Below are 19230 nucleotides of genomic sequence, written 5' to 3'. Positions count from 1 at the left end.
GGTCCTGCATTGGCCGGATTTTCAATTGGTTGGGTAGGTGTTTTTTGGTCCCTGGTGTTTGTGGTTTTTTGTGTATTGATGGCCTTGTTTGTGCTTTCGCGAATCGAACGAAAACCAATAGTAAATCCGAAAATTGGCGAACCCATATTAAAAAGTTTGAAAGAAGGTATTTCGTTTGTTTGGCATTCCAAGCCCATATTAAATGCAATATCTTTGGATATGTTTGCTGTTTTATTTGGAGGTGCTGTGGCCTTGTTGCCCATTTTTGCTCAAGACATTTTAAAAGTGGGATCGGAAGGATTTGGAATTTTGAGAGCGGCACCCGCTATAGGTGGATTACTTACCATGCTATTGGCTACATACATTCCATTGCATCAAAAAGCGGGTAAAAAACTATTGTTGGCTGTTTTTGGATTTGGAATTTGTATCATCGTTTTTGGCTTGTCGACTTATTTCTGGTTGTCTGTTGTAGCCTTGTTTTTGAGTGGTGTTACCGATGGTATTTCAGTAGTAATTCGACAAACCATTCTTCAAATTTACACACCCGATCACATGCGTGGACGCGTTTCGTCGGTAAATTCAATTTTTGTAGGTTCTTCTAATGAATTGGGTGCGTTTGAAAGTGGCCTAGCTTCCAAAATAATGGGAGTTGTCCCAGCTGTGGTTTTTGGAGGCATGATGACATTGGGGATTGTGGCGGTAACTGCTGTAGCTTCACCAAAATTCAGCGCACTGGATATCGAAAAAGATTTGGAAGAAAATTAACGGGTATACGTTTCCAATTTCATGGTTTCTCCATCAAAAACCCCATAGGTAAAGTAACCAATCCAATCGCCCAAATTCACATATTTTGAAGTAGCATTCAGCTCAATTTCTAGCGGCAAATGGCGGTGTCCAAATACAAAAAAATCATACTGATTAGTAGCTAATTTTCGATTACAATATTGCACCAACCATTCGTTGTCTTTGCCTAAAAATTTCACATCTTCTGCGCCAGAAATCAACTTGTTTTTTACCGATAAATACTGTGCTAATTTTACGCCAATATCAGGGTGTAACCAGTTAAACAACCATTTTGAAAAGGGGTTTGTAAAGATTTTTTTCATGCGTTTGTAGCCTTTGTCTCCAGGGCCTTTTCCATCGCCGTGGCCAATCAAAAACGATTTTCCATTGAAGGTAAATTCTTGGTTGTTATGGTACACAGGAATATTCAATTCTTTTTCAAAATAATCGCCCATCCATAAGTCGTGATTTCCAACAAAAAAATAGACGGGAATTCCGGCATCTTTTAGTTCGGCTAATTTGCCTAAAACTCTTACAAAACCTTTAGGAACAACGGTTTTATATTCGAACCAAAAATCAAATAAATCGCCCAATAAAAAAATGGCATCTGCGTCTTTTTTTATTTCATCAAGCCATGCTACAAACTTTTGTTCCCTAGGAAAACTAGCCGCAGCTGTTGGTGCGCCAAAGTGTTGGTCAGAGGCAAAATAAATTTTTGAATTTGGTTTCAAAATGAAAATTTTAGAAAGTTTTTACAAAAATACACAATTTTTAGTTTGTTAAATTATACACTTTATCGAATATATGTTATATTTCATCGATAGATGTTTTACAAATAAGATAATTTGTTAACTTTGAATGCTTAATCAAATCTTAAATAATTATTAAAATAATGAAAAAACTATTACTTTTTTTCATGTCATTCTTTACTCTTTTAGGTTATGCTCAATTTCCTGAAGGTTTTGAAAACGCAGCTATAGCATTAAATACATCCCCTCCAGCTACTGGTTGGGAAACTTTTAATAACAACATTGGCACAAATAATTGGATCAGATCCAATACACAAACACCACGTGGAACTGCACTAGCTAGAATTAGTCAGCAAACAGGTGTTGCCAATGGAGTCAATTCATTGCATTGGTTGGTTTCGCCACAAGTAACAATTCCGGCTAATGGTCAGGTTCGTTTTTATTCTAAGCAAGGTCAGCAAGCTGATTTTAATGGAGAATATACCGTTAGAATTTCTACTACCTCACAAACAGATCCTGCTACTTTTACAACAGTTCAGACGTATAATGAGGCTACTGTATGTCCTATAGTTGCTGGAGCTCCGGTTTGGGAACAAAAATTTGTTTTGTTGCCAGCTTATGTGGGACAAGCCGTTTTCATTGCTTTTGTAAAAAAGAATGCGGGTGGAGATATTTGGGTGATTGATGATGTTAAAGTCGATTCACAGTGTTTAACTCCTACTGCACTTACAGCAACGCCTTTAGCAACGTCAGCAAGCTTATCATGGACAACACTTAATCCTGCCGGACCTTGGGAAATTGAATATGGAATAGGAAATTTTGCACCTGGATCAGGAACAGTAGTTACTGCAAATACAAATCCTTTTACTATTTCTTCATTAACGTCATTAACGGGATATACCTTTTATGTAAGAACACTTTGTGATACCGATAATCCAAGTCCGTGGTCCAATAGGGGTAATTTTACAACATCTGCATTGCCTCCTGCTTGTGGAGGAAATTTTGTGGATACAGGAGGTGTTGGAGCCAATTACAGCAATAGCGAAGATTATGTAGTAACCATTTGTCCACCTAATCCTGGCGAGTATGTAACGGTTACGTTTACCTCATTCAATACAGAGGCAAATTGGGATAAACTTTATGTTTATGATGGAAATTCAACCGCTTCTCCTCAAATTGCTAGTGCAAACGGCCCAGGAAACGGGGCGGTATTGATACCAGGAGCATATTGGGGAACTACAATTCCTGGACCATTTGAAGCAACTGGCACTTCTGGGTGTTTGACATTTCGTTTTGTTTCCGACGGGTCATTAAATAATCCAGGGTGGACTTCTAATATAGTATGTCAGCCCTATCCAACGTGTAGAAAACCAACCAATATCACGTCAAATGCAATATCACCTACAAGCGTAACCGTAAGTTGGACAAATAATGCGCCTTCTGCTACTCTATGGGAAGTAATTGCCGTACCTGTAGGCTCCCCAGCACCAACAGCTGCTATGACGGGTCAAACGACAACCAATCCAACCACACATACCTATACAGGATTAAATTCTCAAACGGCCTATAATTTCTATGTTCGAGCTATTTGTGCTACCGGAACTGATGTTGGTCCGTGGTCTACAACTTTTTCAACGTCAACCACAAATCCAGATTATTGTGCAGGGGATCATTTTTATGATACAGGAGGTCCAAATGGTAATTATGGTAATAACGAAACAAGAACGTGGACAATTTGCCCCACAAATACAGGTGATGTCGTAACGGTATTTTTCAATTCATTTAATTTAGTGAGTAGTGTTGGAGATGCCTTAACTATATATGATGGTGATTCAACAACCGCTACGGTTGTGGGTACTTATTTTGGAACAAATGTTATTTCATCCTATACAGCTACTTCTTCAACGGGATGTTTGACCTTTTCGTTTGTATCAAATGGGACACAAAATGCTGCTGGTTGGGACGCTACTATAGTTTGTGGTCCTCCATGTCCTTCCATTACATCGGTTTTAAATAGTACAGTGCCAGCTGCCGGATCGGAAGATACTATCAGAATTTGTCAAGGAGATACAGTACAATTTAATGGTAGTGGAACCTTTGCAGCTAGTGGAACAGGTGCAACTTATGTTTGGAATTTTGATGATGGCACTACAGCAAACGGTCAAAATGTTTCTCATGCATTTGCAAATCCTGGAATTTATATAGTAAATCTTACAATTACAGATGCAAATGGGTGTAGAAATAGTAATAGATTAGATCAAATAGTATTCGTTTCTACTACTCCTGTTTTCACAGGTACTGAGGCAGCCGATGATGAAATTTGTTTAGGACAAACAACCACTATAACTGGAGTAGCAACTCCTGTAGAATTTGTTAGAGAGTGTGCACCACCAGTTAGTGGTACTACTTTTTTACCCGATGGAAGTGGCGTTTCTTATCAAACTTCTATTCCTGTTGATTGTTTTCCTTTTGGAAGTACCATTACCGCTGCTAATCAAATTACATCAGTTTGTATTGATATGGAGCACTCTTATTTAGGAGATTTAGAAATTAGATTATTGAGTCCAAATGGGCAATCAATTATTTTGAAAGCATTTAATGGTACTGGTGGTGGAGGTGGTGGAACCTATTTGGGATGTCCTATTGATGGTTTTGGAGCAGCCGATGAAGCTGCCGGTCCTGGAACAGGTAGAACCTATTGTTTTACACCTACAGCAACAACATTCTTGGTGAATGGTGCAACTTCTCAGTGTGGGAATCCAAATGGGAATTCAATTAACGCCGGAAACTACATGTCGGTTCAGCCATTTACTAATTTAGTTGGCAGTCAATTGAACGGGAATTGGTCGTTAATTATAACCGACAATTTAGGAGCAGATAACGGTTATATTTTTAATTGGAGTATTAATTTTGATAATTCTATTTTACCTACCGATTACTCTTTTACGCCAACTTTTGTAAACACGTTTTGGTCTCCTGATCCTAGTATTGTTAGTACTTCGGGTCAAACGATTACAGTTACACCAACAGCGTCTGGTAATCAATGTTACACGTACAATGTTGTAGATAATTTTGGTTGTACGTATTCACAACAAGTTTGTATTGATGTAGCTCCTGGTGTTTCCTTAGCGGCAAACACAGCCAATCCTCTTTCAGTTTATGTGGGACAAAATGGTACCTATTATTTTTCTGGAGGTTCTCCGAATGCTATGGTAACTTACAATGTAAATGGAGGTGCCAGTCAACAGGTAATTTTAGATGCCTCAGGAAATGCAACTGTTACAATTCCAAGTTTAGCAGTAAATACAACTGTTACAGCTACTTTGATTACTCAGCTAATTCCAACTCCTGCAAACGTAATTGCCGCAACAGGAGGTTTAAATTCAGCTAATGCTATTGGACCCATATCACCTGCAGCATCAGTTGCAAATACTACTAACTGTTCAACAATAAATACTGCCAATTCATTGGTTATTCTTCGTTTAGCTAATGTGTTGCCAGTAGGCTCAATAATAACAGTAAGTGTCGCAAGAAATACGCCTACTGGAAGTATTAGAATCTCAGACGGTATTGCTACATTGAATTTTAATTCTGGAAATTTAAACGAATTGCAACGCATACAATTTACAATGGGAAATTCAACAGACATCATAATGATTACTCATTTGTCTGGAGATGTTTATCTAGATGGAATAGAATATTTAGTTAATATACCTGGATGTGATGCACCATTAAATTTACCAGCAACGGTTACGGTAACACCGCCTCCGTTTCCATTTATCACGAGTATCACGCACGCATCAAATATTTGTTTAGGATCAAACGCGGTATTTACAGTGTTAGGATCTGCAAATACAACGGTTACTTATTCCATTAATGGAGGCAGTACACAAACTATATTACTAGATGGAGCCGGTCAAGGAACTATTACAGTTAATGCTCCAACTGCAGATGTTAATTTATTAGTATCGCAAATTCAAATGGGAACAGACATTGATAATATTTCTTTAACAAGAACCATTATTGTCAATCCATTAGGTCAGGTAAATCCAATTACTTCTCAGACTATTTGTCAAGGTGTTGGAACAGGTGCAGTTGTTTTTTCAACTTCTAATGCAACGGGAACTACTACTTATACTTGGACAAACGATAATCCAGCTATAGGTTTAGCAGCAAGCAGTGCAGGAGCAGTTACCGGAATTCCAAGTTTTGTGGCGCAAAATGCAACAACAGCTCCTATTAGTGGATTAATTACGGTTGTACCTACTTATACTAGCGGAGGTGTTTCATGTGTTGGAACTGCAACAACATTTACGATTACGGTTAACCCAACGCCTCAAATTACCAATAAAACAGCTGCAATTTGTTCTGGAGCCTCTTTTTCTGTAACGCCAATAAATGGTACAGCTTCTGATGTTGTAGCTAATAATACCACATACAGTTGGACTTTTGTTGATAATCCAAATGTTACAGGTGAATCAAATCAAAGTAATCAAACGGCAATTAGCCAACAATTATTTAATACATCGACTGCCGCTCAAACGGTTACTTATACGGTTACGCCAACTGGTTCAAATGGTTGTATAGGAAACACCTTTACCGTTACGGTTACAGTTAACCCAGAGCCAGTAGTGGCCAATCAAACGGCTGCAACGTGTAGCGATGTTGCCTTGAACTATAGTTTAGATGGATTAATCTCGGGAGCGGGAGACACGTATACGTATACTGTCGCTTCTAGTAACGCTTCTAGCGTTCCAGCAGCAAGTCCGAGAACGGCTGCTTCAGCTGCTAATATTACGGATCTTTATACCAATACAACAACAGCACCCGTAACTATTACCTATACCGTTACACCAATCGGTTCGAATGGATGTACAGGCAACACCTTTACGGTTGCCGTTACGGTTAATCCAGAGCCAGTAGTGGCCAATCAAACGGTTGCTACGTGTAGTGATGTAGCTTTGAACTATGATTTAGCGGCACTAATTTCAGGAACAGGAGATATGTATACGTATACGGTTGCTTCAAGTAACCCTACTAGCGTTCCAGCAGCAAGTCCTAGAACAGTAGCTTCTGCTGCTAACATTACGGATCTTTATACCAATACAACAACAGCACCCGTAACTATTACCTATACCGTTACACCAATCGGTTCAAATGGTTGTACTGGAAACACCTTTACGGTTGCCGTTACGGTGAACCCAGAACCAGTAGTGGCCAATCAAACGGTTGCAACCTGTAGTGATGTAGCTTTGAACTATGATTTAGCGGCATTAATTTCAGGAACAGGAGATACGTATACGTATACGGTTGCTTCAAGTAACCCTACTAGCGTTCCAGCAGCAAGTCCGAGAACAGTAGCTTCTGCTGCTAACATTACGGATCTTTATACCAATACAACAACTGCTCCCGTAATTATAACCTATACGGTTACACCTATCGGTTCGAATGGTTGTACAGGAAATTCGTTTGCTGTTGCCGTTACGGTGAACCCTGAGCCGGTGGTGACCAACCAAACCGTTACTACCTGTAGTGATGTAGCTTTAAACTATGATTTAGCGGCACTAATTTCAGGAACAGGCGATACGTATACGTATACGGTTGCTTCAAGTAACCCTACTAGCGTTCCAGCAGCAAGTCCGAGAACAGTAGCTTCTGCTGCTAACATTACGGATCTTTATACCAATACAACAACAGCACCCGTAACTATTACCTATACCGTTACGCCAATCGGTTCAAACGGTTGTACTGGAAACACCTTTACTGTTACGGTTGCGGTGAACCCAGAACCAGTAGTGGCCAATCAAACGGTTGCTACATGTAGTGATGTAGCTTTAAACTATGATTTAGCGGCACTAATTTCAGGAATAGGAGATACGTATACGTATACGGTTGCTTCAAGTAACCCTACTAGCGTTCCAGCAGCAAGTCCAAGAACGATTGCTTCAGCTGCTAATATTACAGATGTTTATACCAATTCGACAACTGCCCCAGTAATTATTACGTATACGGTTACACCAATCGGTTCGAATGGATGTACAGGAAACACCTTTACGGTTGCCGTTACGGTTAATCCTATCGCAACCGTCGTTGCAACACCGGTTAGTAACTTTATTTGTACAGGATCGACAGCATCCATTGCATTAAGTTCGCCAACAACTGGAACAGTACCAGTTACTTTTAACTGGACGGCTACGATAGTAACGATACCTACTGCGGGTACAATTACAGGTTTTTCATCAGACAATACAGGGACATTAACAGCTATTTCTCAGATCTTACAAAATACAGGTACATCTGTAGGAGTGATTCGATATGTAGTTACGCCTTACATAGGATTATGTCCAGGCACACCGGTTAATGTAGATATTACAGTTAATCCATTAGGACAAGTTGATGCAATTGCGAATCAAGTTGTTTGTCCGGGAGATGCGACAACATTAGTAACTTTTTCGTCATCCAATACAGGAACTACTACGTATACTTGGACCAATGATACTCCAAGTATTGGTTTGTCTGCTTCAGGATCATCAAGTACTATCCCAAGCTTTACGGCTATAAATTCAACAGATTCACCTATTGTTGCTACAATTACAGTAACCCCAACTTTTGTTGATGGATCTGTGAATTGTTTGGGAGCTTCCACTAGTTTTACAATAACTGTGAATCCTACTCCAACAATAATACTAAGTTCTTCCGTAAGTAGTACCAATCAAATTATTTGTGTGAACGCACCAATTACTCCAATTCAATATACTTTTGGTGCAAATTCGACCGGAGTTACCATCACCGGATTACCAAATGGCGTAACTTCTACAGTTAATGGTAATATTGTAACCATTAGCGGTACTCCAACTACTACTTCGGCAGCTATTTTTAATTATACAATTACAGCAACTGGAAATGCTTGTGGAGCTCCTAATTTATCAGGAACTATTGAGGTAACGAGTGGAATATTACCACTATTCAATCAGGTTGTTCCGGTTTGTCAAGGTGCGACGATTAATATACCAACTACTTCTACCAATGGTATTGTAGGGGTCTGGAATTTAGTTTCATCGACTGCCAACGACGTTACATATCAATTTATCCCCAATGCGGGTCAATGTGCTTTGAATACGACGATGACCATTGTGGTGCATCCACTACCCGTAGTTACGCCAAGTGTTACTACGCAGAGTTTTTGTTCGGGTGGGACCACCAATATTAATCTAGTAAGTAATGTTCCAGGTTCAGAATTTTATTGGACAGCTACAGGCACAAGTGTTACTGGACAGTCTGGATCGGTTACTGGATCGGGAGCGACAAGCATCAACCAAACACTAACATTGAATGCAGGTCAAGTAGCAGCAGGTCAAGTAACTTATACTATTGTAGCAGAAGCTAATGGTTGTTTAGGCGCACCGGTAACCGTTGTGGTTACAGTAAATCCTATTCCAAATGTAGTGGTTAGTCCATCAACTCAAACGATTTGTTCGGGTCAAGCGACAAGCATTTCATTTTCAGGAGCCATAAACAATACGGTATTCACATGGAATGTATTAAGTAGCGTGGGCGTAAGCGGGGCGTTAAACGGAACGGGTAATGCCATCAATCAAACCTTAACGACCACCGGCTTATCCCAGGGAACTGTAGTCTATGAAGTAACGCCAAGTTTAAACGGCTGTACAGGAACTCCACAACGAATAACAGTTACTGTAAATCCGGTTCCTGCAATATTTGGAAGCACATCACATCGTGATCTATGTAGTGGAGTGGAGCCTACTAATATTACGGTTTTTACTTTCAATGCAGCCACAGTATTCAACTGGGTAGTAGAACCGAATGGTGTTACAGGAGCGAGCGCAGGAACAGCTACTGGTTTATCAATAAATATAGCACAAACATTAACCACTACTGGTAATGTAAGAGGTTATGTAGATTATATCATTACACCGGTATTGTCCGCTTGTGCAGGAACACCGATTACTGTGCGTGTTTATGTGAATCCGCTACCATTTGTTTCTTTAACCGATGGTACCATTTGTGTGGATGCAGCGGGAATTCCGTTCCAAACGTATTTGTTGGATTCGGGATTAGACAATGCCAATTATGATTTCGTGTGGACCTTTGAAGGCGATACGATTCCAAATGCTACTCAAGCAACGTATAGTGCTTCAGAAGTGGGAACCTATACAGTTGTAGCTACAAACAGCACCACGAATTGTGTTTCCAACATAGCCAGTGCAGTTGTGACGGCTACCAATCCAGCTACCAGTCTAACAGTAACTCAAAGCGATTACTTTAGTGACAATGCCACACTTACTGTAACCGTAGCCGGCGGCAACGGTAGTTTATTGTATCAATTGGATGCGGGTATGTTGCAAGAATCCAATGTGTTTACCGGCGTAAGCGGTGGACCACACATCATTACGGTAGTTGACACACAAGGATGTACGTATCTAACACAAGAAGTATTGATCATTGACTATCCAAGATATTTCACTCCAAATGGAGACGGTCAACATGATACGTGGAACATTACAGGTTTAAACCAACCCGATGCAAAACTGTTTATCTTTGATCGATATGGTAAGTTGATCAAACAAATCGTACCGTCACTAAGTAGTGAAGGATGGGATGGAACTTATAATAATTCGGTATTACCATCTACCGATTATTGGTTTACCTTAGATTACACCGAAAATGGTGCTGCAAAACAATTTAAAGCACATTTTTCGTTGAAACGATAAAAAGTTTATACTCGTTTGCTGTTTCTAAACGAGTTTAAACTTTGATTTTAAATTAATTAAATTATAAATTTTTAAATGAAAAAAATCTTCTTATTAGCCATTTTTTATTTTGTAAATTCTAGTTATGCTCAGAACAAGATAGAAAACACTTCTCCTTTATTGAAAAAAATTAAAGTAGAAAATGTACAAGACACTAATTTCAAATTTGTTCAAAACGCCTCCATTTCTTGGAATTTTAATGGACTGGAATTAAATAATGCTGATTTGTCAATAGAAGTAGTAACCATACTAGACTGCTTTAATGGAGAACAAGCATCTGAATTCAAAGATCAATTTTCTGTATTAACGAAAGAAAATTTTTCTTTATCAGGAAATACTCAACTTAATCACTTAGATTTAATGGCTAAATGCTTCAAGTGGCGTTTGGTTTCAAAAACTTCAGTTACGGCTGTATCTGATTGGTTCTATTTTTCATTTGTAAAATAAATAATTATGAAGTTATTTTTTAGAATACTTTTTTTATGTTTAAGTTTTAATTTGACTTATTCTCAATCGACAACTTGTGAAACTGCATCAGCGATGTGTTCTGGACAAGGAGGTCCATATAACAATACCAATACAGGAACAGCTGGCGGAAATCAAGCGGGTTATGGTCCAATTACTGGGTGTGGAGGAAGCGGAAGTCTTGGAAATAATGGGTCATTAGGATCTACACCAAGACCTGCCTGGTTTTATTATACTATTGGTAGAACAGGACCTATCAACTTAAATTTACAGCAGTTTAATGCTTCAAATAACGGTATTGATGTAGATTTTGCTCTTTGGGGACCCTTTCCTAATAACAACTTAGGAAATATTTGTAACAGTTTATCGGGTTTCCCAGGGTCAACGTATACCGGACCTTGTAATTTAGTAGATGCAAGTTATTCTCCTACATTCAATGAAACGATTCATATTCCTAATGCTCAAGTAGGTCAAATATATTTACTATTGGTGACTAACTTTAGTGGTCAACCGGGAACCTACACAATCAATCAGTCTAATGCAACCGCTCCTGGAGCAGGTCAAATTTCGTGTGATGTTGTATGTGGAATAGATTTAGGTCCTGACCGTCTTTTTTGTGACGCGAGCGTTACCAGTCTTAATTTAGTAGCCAATTTTAATCAGGCGCCTACTGCTGTGGGAAGTCCGGTTTATTCATGGTATTTATATAATGGAACAACTTATGTTTTACAAACTACAACAACTGTCAATAATTTAACGGTTACCCAAGATGGATTATGGAAAGTTTCGGTATTACGACCTGGTTGTTCTGATCTGGCTGAAGATGATATCGAAATTCGTTTTGATGCACCACCGGTCTTGAATAGTGCAACTAATCTTGATGCACCTGTTGGGGTATGTTCCCACACCTTTAATTTAACGGAAAATCAGGCAGCATTGACTTTTCCTGCACTTCCTTCAAATTATACCATTCGTTATTATTTAAATGAAGACGATTGTTTAGCAGGAAATAACAATTTCATTACAAATCCGACAAGTTTTACAGTTACTACCACTACTACAATCTATGTGCGTGTTGAAAATCTTGATAATGCTATTTGTTCCGATTCTAGTAAGTTTTTTGATTTAGTAATTCAGTGTAATCCACCGAGTTGTCTATTGGATTTAACTTCTGCAACCCCTACAACTAGCCAAACGGTTTGTTTGAACACACCAATCCAAAATATTGCGTATAGCTATGGTGGCGAAGCTACTGCAGCAAATGTTACGGGCTTACCTACAGGAGTAACAGCAGCAATTGGAGCAGGAATAATTACAATTAGCGGTACACCATCACAAGCTGGGGTATTTAATTATACAGTTGCCTCAATTGGATGTACTACCAATTTAACTTTACAAGGTACAATTACGGTAACAGATCTTCCAAATGTAACTTCTGTAACTTCAAATACTACAATATGTACAGGTTCAAATGCTGTCTTTACTATTACGGGAACACCTAATGCTACTGTAACTTATTCAATTAACGGAGGAGCTTCATCAACTGTGATTTTATCTAGTACTGGAACACAAACTGTAACAAGTTCAAACGCAACTACAAACCAACAATTAACGGTTACTTTAGTTTCTGTTAATGGCTGTTCAAGAGTTGTTTCTGTAGCGAGTACTGTTACAGTAACTCAACCAATAGTTTCAACTTTTAATCAGATACCTAATTTGTGTATTGGAGCCAATCCTCCTGCACTTCCAAACACTTCAACACAAAATTATACCGGTTCTTGGTCGCCAGCAACAATTAATACAGCTGTTGCAGGCACCTTTACTTATACTTTTACACCAACTAATGGTCAGTGTGCAGCCCCTGGTGTTGTTCAAGTAACTATTGATCCGTTGGAAATAACAACATTTAATCCAATGCCGGAATTGTGTTTAAATTCTTCGAATAATGTACTGCCTACACAATCTATACAAGGAATTGTAGGGACTTGGAATCCCTCAATAATTAACACTTCTCAATTGGGAACATTTACCTATACGTTTACTCCAGCTCCTACAGAATGTGCCGAACCAGCTACTATGGAGGTAATCGTTAAAGCTTGTGCTATTCAAAAAGGAATTTCACCTAATGGAGATGGATTAAATGATAATTTCGATTTAGCGGGTTATAATGTAAGTAAAATGGAAATATTTAATCGATACGGTACTATTGTGTATAGTAAAAATAATTATCAAGATGAATGGTATGGTCAATCAAATAATGGTAATGAACTCCCCGATGGCACCTATTACTATGTAATTAATTTTACAGATAAAGAGACAATTACAGGTTGGATTTACATTAATAGAGAACAATAATAAATGATTTATAAGAGTCATTATTAAACTGAAAAAAAATGAAAAAACTATATTTAGTAGCTATTCTAGTAGTATTTACGTGCCTAGATTCACAAGCGCAACAAGATCCACATTATACCCAATATATGTATAATATGAATGTGATCAATCCAGCATATGCAGGAAGCAAAGAGAACTTATCTATTGGAATGTTATATCGTAAACAATGGGTTGAAATTGAAGATGCTCCAACTACTATGACTTTATCTGGACACTCTCCAATTGGTAAGAATGTTGGGATGGGATTGTCTGTAATTAAGGATAACATTGGTCCAGTTGAAGAAAATAATATTTATGGAGATTTTTCATATACATTAAATTTAGGCGGGGAACATAAATTGGCCTTTGGTATTAAAGCCGGTTTAACTCTTCATAAAGTGGGCTTATACAGTGATATTTATAATACATTACCCGATCCTAATGACCCGGCTTTTGCACAAGATACAAATAATAGTTATTTTAATTTAGGGACCGGATTTTTCTATTATACAAATAAATACTATGTGGCATTGTCGGTTCCAAATATGATGAAATCTAAACATTTGGATTTTAATGGACGTGAGTTTGGTTCAGAGGCTTCCCATTATTTCTTAACGGGGGGGTATGTTTTTGACATCAATGAAAATATAAAATTAAAACCTTTTTTCATGGTTAAATCAGCCTTTGAAGCACCAGCTTCATTTGATTTATCAACTAACGTATTATTCAATCAAAAATTTGAAGCGGGTCTAACGTATCGTTTACAAGACAGTTTTGGTGCCATGTTTAATTATGCAATTTCTCCAAATGTCAAATTAGGATATGCTTATGACCACATTGTCTCTGATTTAAATGTAACAACACCTTCTTCTCACGAGCTTATTTTGTTGTTTGATTTGAATTTCCCGAAAAAAGTATCAAGTTCACCCCGATTTTTTTAACCTAATAGCCAAAACGACATGAAAAATATATATTTAACTTTTAGTTTTGTGATCGCGAGTGGTTTACTTAGTGCGCAAAACAAAGACACCAAAATTGCAGATAAATTATTCGATCGATATGAGTATGTAGATGCGGTGCAAGAATACTTAAAATTAGAACAAAGTGGTAAAGCTGATGTTTATGTGTATAAACAATTAGCCGATTGTTATTATGCTATTTTTAATACCAAAGCAGCTATCAAGTGGTATGCAAAGGCAATTGCACAAAAGCAAGATGCTGAGACGTATTATAAATATGCACAAATGCTAAAATCGGATGGGAATTATCTAGAATCGGATAAACAAATGAAACAGTTTGCAGCACTTGCTCCAAATGATTCCCGTGCCAAAGCATTTTCAAATAATCCCAATTATTTGCCAGCATTAAAAGGACAAACGAAGTTGTTTGAAGTTGTAAAATCAGATATTAGTAGCGATAAGACCGATTTTGGAGCTGTATTGACCAATGATAATTCGGTATATTTTTCAAGTGCTAGAAATACTTCCCGTCGCAATAGCAACTGGGAAGAACCTTATTTGGATTTGTACAAAGCAATTTATAATGCCAATGGGACTATTAGTGAAGCTGTGGCTATTTCAAATTTGAATACCAAGTGGCATGATGGCCCAGCGTGTGTTACTGCAGACGGAAAAACTATGTACTTCGGTAGCGAAAGTTTTAATGAAAAAGAATTCATCAAAGACAAAACAAAAAAGTCAAAATTTGGTAAAATCTATTTGTATAAAGCAACTTTTGAAAATGGTCAATGGACCAATAAGAAACCATTACCTTTTAACGATGCAGCATATGACGTTAGAAATCCTAGTGTTAGCAAAGACGGAAAAACTTTGTATTTTTCTTCTAATATGCCTGGTGGATTTGGTGGAGAAGATTTATGGAAAGTTACCATTGATAATGATACGTATGGAACTCCCGAAAACTTAGGTTCTAAAATCAATACCGCAGCTAACGAAAGTTTTCCTTACATTACAGATACAAATGTACTTTATTTTTCATCGAATGGAAATGCTGGATTTGGAGGATTGGATGTGTTTAGAATTGACTTAGCAAAGGGAACCGATGTAATCAATATTGGCGCTCCAGTTAATACTGAAAAAGACGATTTTGCTTTTACATACAATACAACTAAAAAAGTAGGGTTTTTTGCTAGTAATAGAAGCGGTAATGACGACATTTATAAAGCCGATCCTGTTTGTGGTGTGCAAGCTATTGCTGTAGTTAAAGATGCTAAAACTCGTGTTGTATTAGAATCAGCAGCTGTAGTTTTAGTAGATGCTAAAGACAAAACAGTTGGAAATCAATCCACAAATTCAGAGGGTAAAACTTCTTTTGGTGTAGCCTGTAATACTGCTTATGCTTTCCAAGTATCTAAACAAGGATATGAAAGTGGTGTTTTTGGTGTGGCTAAAACGGATGGAGGCGAAGTGACAGTAGAAGCTTTCTTAGAGCCTATTATGCCAATTATTACAGAAACTGAAGTTATTCTTCAGCCTATTTATTTTGTGTATGACAAAAGTAATATCACGAAAGAAGGTGCTGCTGAGTTGGATAAGTTAGTTCAAGTGATGAAAGAGTATCCTGCAATGGTAATTTTTGCCAAATCACATACGGATAATAGAGGTAGTGATAAATACAATTTGAATTTATCAGACCGAAGAGCCAAAGCAACGGTTCAATATTTAATTTCAAAAGGGATTGCAAAGGATAGAATTTCTGGACAAGGTTTTGGAGAAAGTGAGCCTAAAGTAACTTGTGATGAGTGTACAGAAGAACAATTCGCACAAAACAGAAGAAGTGAATTCTTAATTGTAAAAAAATAAAGAATGAATAGTTGGATATAAAAAAAGGCTTGCAATCGCAAGCCTTTTTTTATTCATTGTCCGAAGCAAACCATTCCGCAAAAGATGAATCCGTTTCTTGTAAACGCAAGGAATGCAATTTAGTGTTCTCGGGCAATAAATTTTTTATTTTATGTGAAAAATCAATTACCATATTTTCACTGGTAGGTTGATAATCTACAAGAATAACATGATGCCCTCTATTTTTTAATTCATGAGCTAATTCTACATGTGGAGTGTTTTTATTAAATACAGTAGCATGATCAAAAACATCCACAATTTGTTCTTTTACAATTTTTTTTAAATCTCCAAAATCAATCACCATACCATATTTTACATGGTTTGTGTCGGAAATAGGCGATCCAATAACCGTTACAGAAAGCTTGTAACTATGACCGTGTACATTTTTGCACTTACCGTCATATCCATACAAGGCATGACCGGTTTCAAAGCTAAATTGTTTGGTAATTCTAATATTTGACATTACGTTTTGGATTAATTAACTTATTTTTCTTTTTTATTTTGACCAATAACATGAATAAATGGCAACACCTTCTAAAACAACTTACGGAATAAAGGATCCAATAAAATACCAATTTGGTGTTTTTCATCGCGTGTAGCTTTGAGTTTCATTTCGACGGGTAAAGGTTGTGCAGTATAGAAGACTACTGTCATTTTTTAAATTTTTGTAATGCGCTTTTTGTAGCAGTAGACAATACTAATGCCCCAGAAATGGCAGCTCTTTCATTAAGTAATTTGTCCCAGGTCTCTGTTCCTTCCCACAGCACTTTTTTAATGGCTTCTAAAGCGAGTGGATTATAAGCAGATAATTCGGATACAAACGCTAACAACCTTTTATCTAGTGAATCACTAGTAGAAAACACCTCAGTAAATAACTTGTTTTCTAGTGCCCATTGTGCCGATTTCCATTCCATTGGATTTAATGTCATTTCTGTAAAAGCCGTTTTCCCTATTTTACGACTAACAGCTGGTTCAATTACGAAAGGACCAATGCCTACAGCTATTTCAGATAATCGAATATCGCTAGAATCCATTGCAAAGCAATAGTCACAAGCAGCAGCTAATCCAACTCCGCCTCCAACAGCTTTACCATGAATTCGACCAATAATTAACTTAGGACACGTTCTCATCGCGTTAATAACATTCGCAAATCCACTAAAAAATTGGGTTCCTTTCTCTTGGGTTTTAATGGCTAGTAATTCTTCAAAGGAAGCCCCTGCACAAAATGTTGAGGCTCCTTCGCTTTTTAGAATGATGAGCGCTATGTTTGTATTTTTACTCAGCAAATGTAACTCATCCGTTAATTGTTGTAACAATTTGCTGGGGAAAGAATTACTTGCCGGGTGGTAAAATGTAATTGTCGCTACATTATTTTCAATAACAGTTGAAATAGAACCAGTTGTTATCATTATCTTTTTAAACTAAAATGTGATTTAAATTCTTTCCGGATATTATTTTCTGTATACTCTACTTTAAACCAATAATCTGTTGAAGGCATTGGGTTGCCATTATATGTACCATCCCAACCTTCTCCAAAGGAGCTAATTTGCTTGATTAATTTGCCATAGCGATCATATATACTTATTAGCGCTTCATAATTTACAGGTAATCGAATAATCCAAGCATCATTATATCCGTCATCATTTGGTGTAAAATAATTTGGATATGTAATAGTTTGTATGGGCTCCGAAGGGAGTAAATCACAACCTTGTATATCTCTTACGTAAATGGTATAACTCCCATTTTCTAAACCCGAGAAAACAGGACTTGATTGCCAATCGACACCATCAAGACTGTATTCATATATTCCAAAACCACCAGTTACAACGGCTTCAATTGTAGACAATCCACTAGAAAAAGCCTCGGTTGTTAGTACTGCAACTATTGTCGCAGGACCAGAAGAGGTTGTGAATGAAATGGAATCTGAAGATTGACATCCAGTTATGGTATTGGTTACAATTACAGAATAGGTTCCTGCTGTAGTAATTGTATACAATCCACTATTTCCACTTGGGTTTGTCGGTGTCCATTGATAGGAGTATGCGCCGGGAGTTGTTGGGATAGCATTGAGGATTTGCGAACCTGAACCGGTTACTGGATCAACACACAAAATAAGATCTTGTCCTAAATCAAAATCAGGTAAAGGATTTACAATCAATCTTAAATATGGGCCTAATCCTGCACAATCGTAGAGATTACTCTCAATTCGTACCCAAATGGATTGATTGAAAGGATTGGTGTTTCTAAAGTTTGTGCGGTTTGTAATAGCATTTTGCTCAGAAATAGCATCGGCTTCATCAAAATAATAACTATACGTATACGATTGTCCTACTGGAAATTGAGCTGTTAATAACGGTTCAATTAACGTCAAATCAAAATAATCAATACCATCACCGTCGGGATCTGAAGTATTTAGGTAATCATCACAGGCATTAATTGTATAGGTATACGACGGAGGTATCGTGGTTGCAGATACTACAAGATTAACTTCCGCAGTTCTTGAACAACCAAATGTATTGGTAATTCGCGCCCAAACTTTATCGCCATTTGCAGCTGTGTGAACAATTTCGTTAGCAACAAAATCCGAATTGTTTTCTGCTCCAGTTATGCTATTGTGATAGGTAAAACTAAGACTGGTATCGGTTGAAATTCTTAAATTAGCTTGCGTTAAATTAAAGTTGGTAATGGCATCTGTATCTACATCACATTGTTTAAGTTCAACACTTGAATCCACAACAGGTAGAGGATTGACAACTAAATTAAATAAAGTAGTTGAAAAACACCCCGTAGTTGAATTGGTCAATCGTACATAAATTGTTCGATTAGTCGTAATAATACTTGTAATAGCATTTTGTCCTAAAAGCGCATCATTTTGATCGGTATGATACGTGATGTTAATACCGGTTTGTGTCCCTAAAATTTCAGCGTTTTTCAGCGTTAAATTAAAATTAACAATTCCATTTGTGTCGTCTCCATCTGTTGTGTCATCGCACAATTCAAAATTTGTGATGGGTAAAACAACAGGATTTGGATGAATAGTAGCCGCTAATGTAAATGTATTTCCCGAACAACCATTCGATCCGATAGGTGTAATAGTATACGTTATAATTACGGGAGCAGTTGTGGTGTTGGTATACACATCCGTAATATTTGTTGCTGAAGCTGTTGTTCTCGGACTTGCCGCTGGAACGTTTGTTGCATCACTAGAAGCCACGGTATAGGTATAGC

At 37.5% G+C, this 19230-nt stretch carries 10 protein-coding genes; 6 read left to right on the top strand and 4 right to left on the bottom strand.

Annotation, left to right across the window (positions count from 1 at the left end; all coding sequences use genetic code 11):
• Window positions 1-765: MFS transporter (locus tag ACIQ6Z_RS10020; RefSeq protein WP_396210730.1), on the top strand; the 765-nt coding region annotated here is incomplete at its 5' end.
• Here ACIQ6Z_RS10020 and ACIQ6Z_RS10015 read toward each other — a convergent pair.
• On the bottom strand, window positions 762-1514 hold the full coding sequence (locus tag ACIQ6Z_RS10015; protein ID WP_396210729.1) for a UDP-2,3-diacylglucosamine diphosphatase: 753 nt from the start codon (window positions 1512-1514) through the stop codon (window positions 762-764). The genes ACIQ6Z_RS10020 and ACIQ6Z_RS10015 overlap by 4 nt on opposite strands.
• A 161-nt stretch (window positions 1515-1675) precedes the next feature.
• Between ACIQ6Z_RS10015 and ACIQ6Z_RS10010 the strand changes: the two genes are divergently transcribed.
• The 5 genes from ACIQ6Z_RS10010 to ACIQ6Z_RS09990 all read left to right on the top strand — a co-directional run bounded on the left by ACIQ6Z_RS10010 (window position 1676) and on the right by ACIQ6Z_RS09990 (window position 15963).
• A complete protein-coding gene (locus ACIQ6Z_RS10010) occupies window positions 1676-10264 on the top strand; it encodes a PKD-like domain-containing protein (RefSeq protein WP_396210728.1) in 8589 nt (2862 codons plus the stop codon).
• A gap of 75 nt (window positions 10265-10339) precedes the next feature.
• A complete protein-coding gene (locus ACIQ6Z_RS10005; RefSeq protein ID WP_396210727.1) occupies window positions 10340-10750 on the top strand; it encodes a hypothetical protein in 411 nt (136 codons plus the stop codon).
• A 6-nt stretch (window positions 10751-10756) separates the two neighbouring features.
• Window positions 10757-13123, top strand: a complete 2367-nt coding sequence (locus tag ACIQ6Z_RS10000) for a gliding motility-associated C-terminal domain-containing protein (RefSeq protein ID WP_396210726.1) — start codon at window positions 10757-10759, stop codon at window positions 13121-13123.
• 38 nt (window positions 13124-13161) lie between these two features.
• Window positions 13162-14082, top strand: coding sequence for a type IX secretion system membrane protein PorP/SprF (locus ACIQ6Z_RS09995; protein WP_396210725.1), 921 nt, complete (start codon window positions 13162-13164; stop codon window positions 14080-14082).
• A gap of 18 nt (window positions 14083-14100) precedes the next feature.
• The gene (locus ACIQ6Z_RS09990) at window positions 14101-15963 is read left to right on the top strand and encodes an OmpA family protein (protein WP_396210724.1); all 1863 of its coding nucleotides are present in this window, start codon (window positions 14101-14103) and stop codon (window positions 15961-15963) included.
• A gap of 49 nt (window positions 15964-16012) precedes the next feature.
• On the opposite strand, the gene ACIQ6Z_RS09985 is transcribed toward ACIQ6Z_RS09990, so the two are convergent.
• From ACIQ6Z_RS09985 to ACIQ6Z_RS09975, 3 genes are all read right to left on the bottom strand, one after another.
• A complete protein-coding gene (locus ACIQ6Z_RS09985; protein ID WP_396210723.1) occupies window positions 16013-16465 on the bottom strand; it encodes a 6-pyruvoyl trahydropterin synthase family protein in 453 nt (150 codons plus the stop codon).
• 187 nt (window positions 16466-16652) lie between these two features.
• The gene (locus tag ACIQ6Z_RS09980; protein ID WP_396210722.1) at window positions 16653-17411 is read right to left on the bottom strand and encodes an enoyl-CoA hydratase/isomerase family protein; all 759 of its coding nucleotides are present in this window, start codon (window positions 17409-17411) and stop codon (window positions 16653-16655) included.
• The coding region (locus ACIQ6Z_RS09975; RefSeq protein ID WP_396210721.1) for a T9SS type B sorting domain-containing protein at window positions 17411-19230 on the bottom strand (1820 nt) is incomplete at its 5' end. The genes ACIQ6Z_RS09980 and ACIQ6Z_RS09975, both read right to left, overlap by 1 nt.

It is taken from the genome of Flavobacterium sp. (assembly GCF_044376915.1).
In the GTDB taxonomy this organism is placed as follows: domain Bacteria; phylum Bacteroidota; class Bacteroidia; order Flavobacteriales; family Flavobacteriaceae; genus Flavobacterium.
Note: the sequence above shows the minus strand (reverse complement) of the source record. Positions and strands in the feature narration are given on the sequence as shown.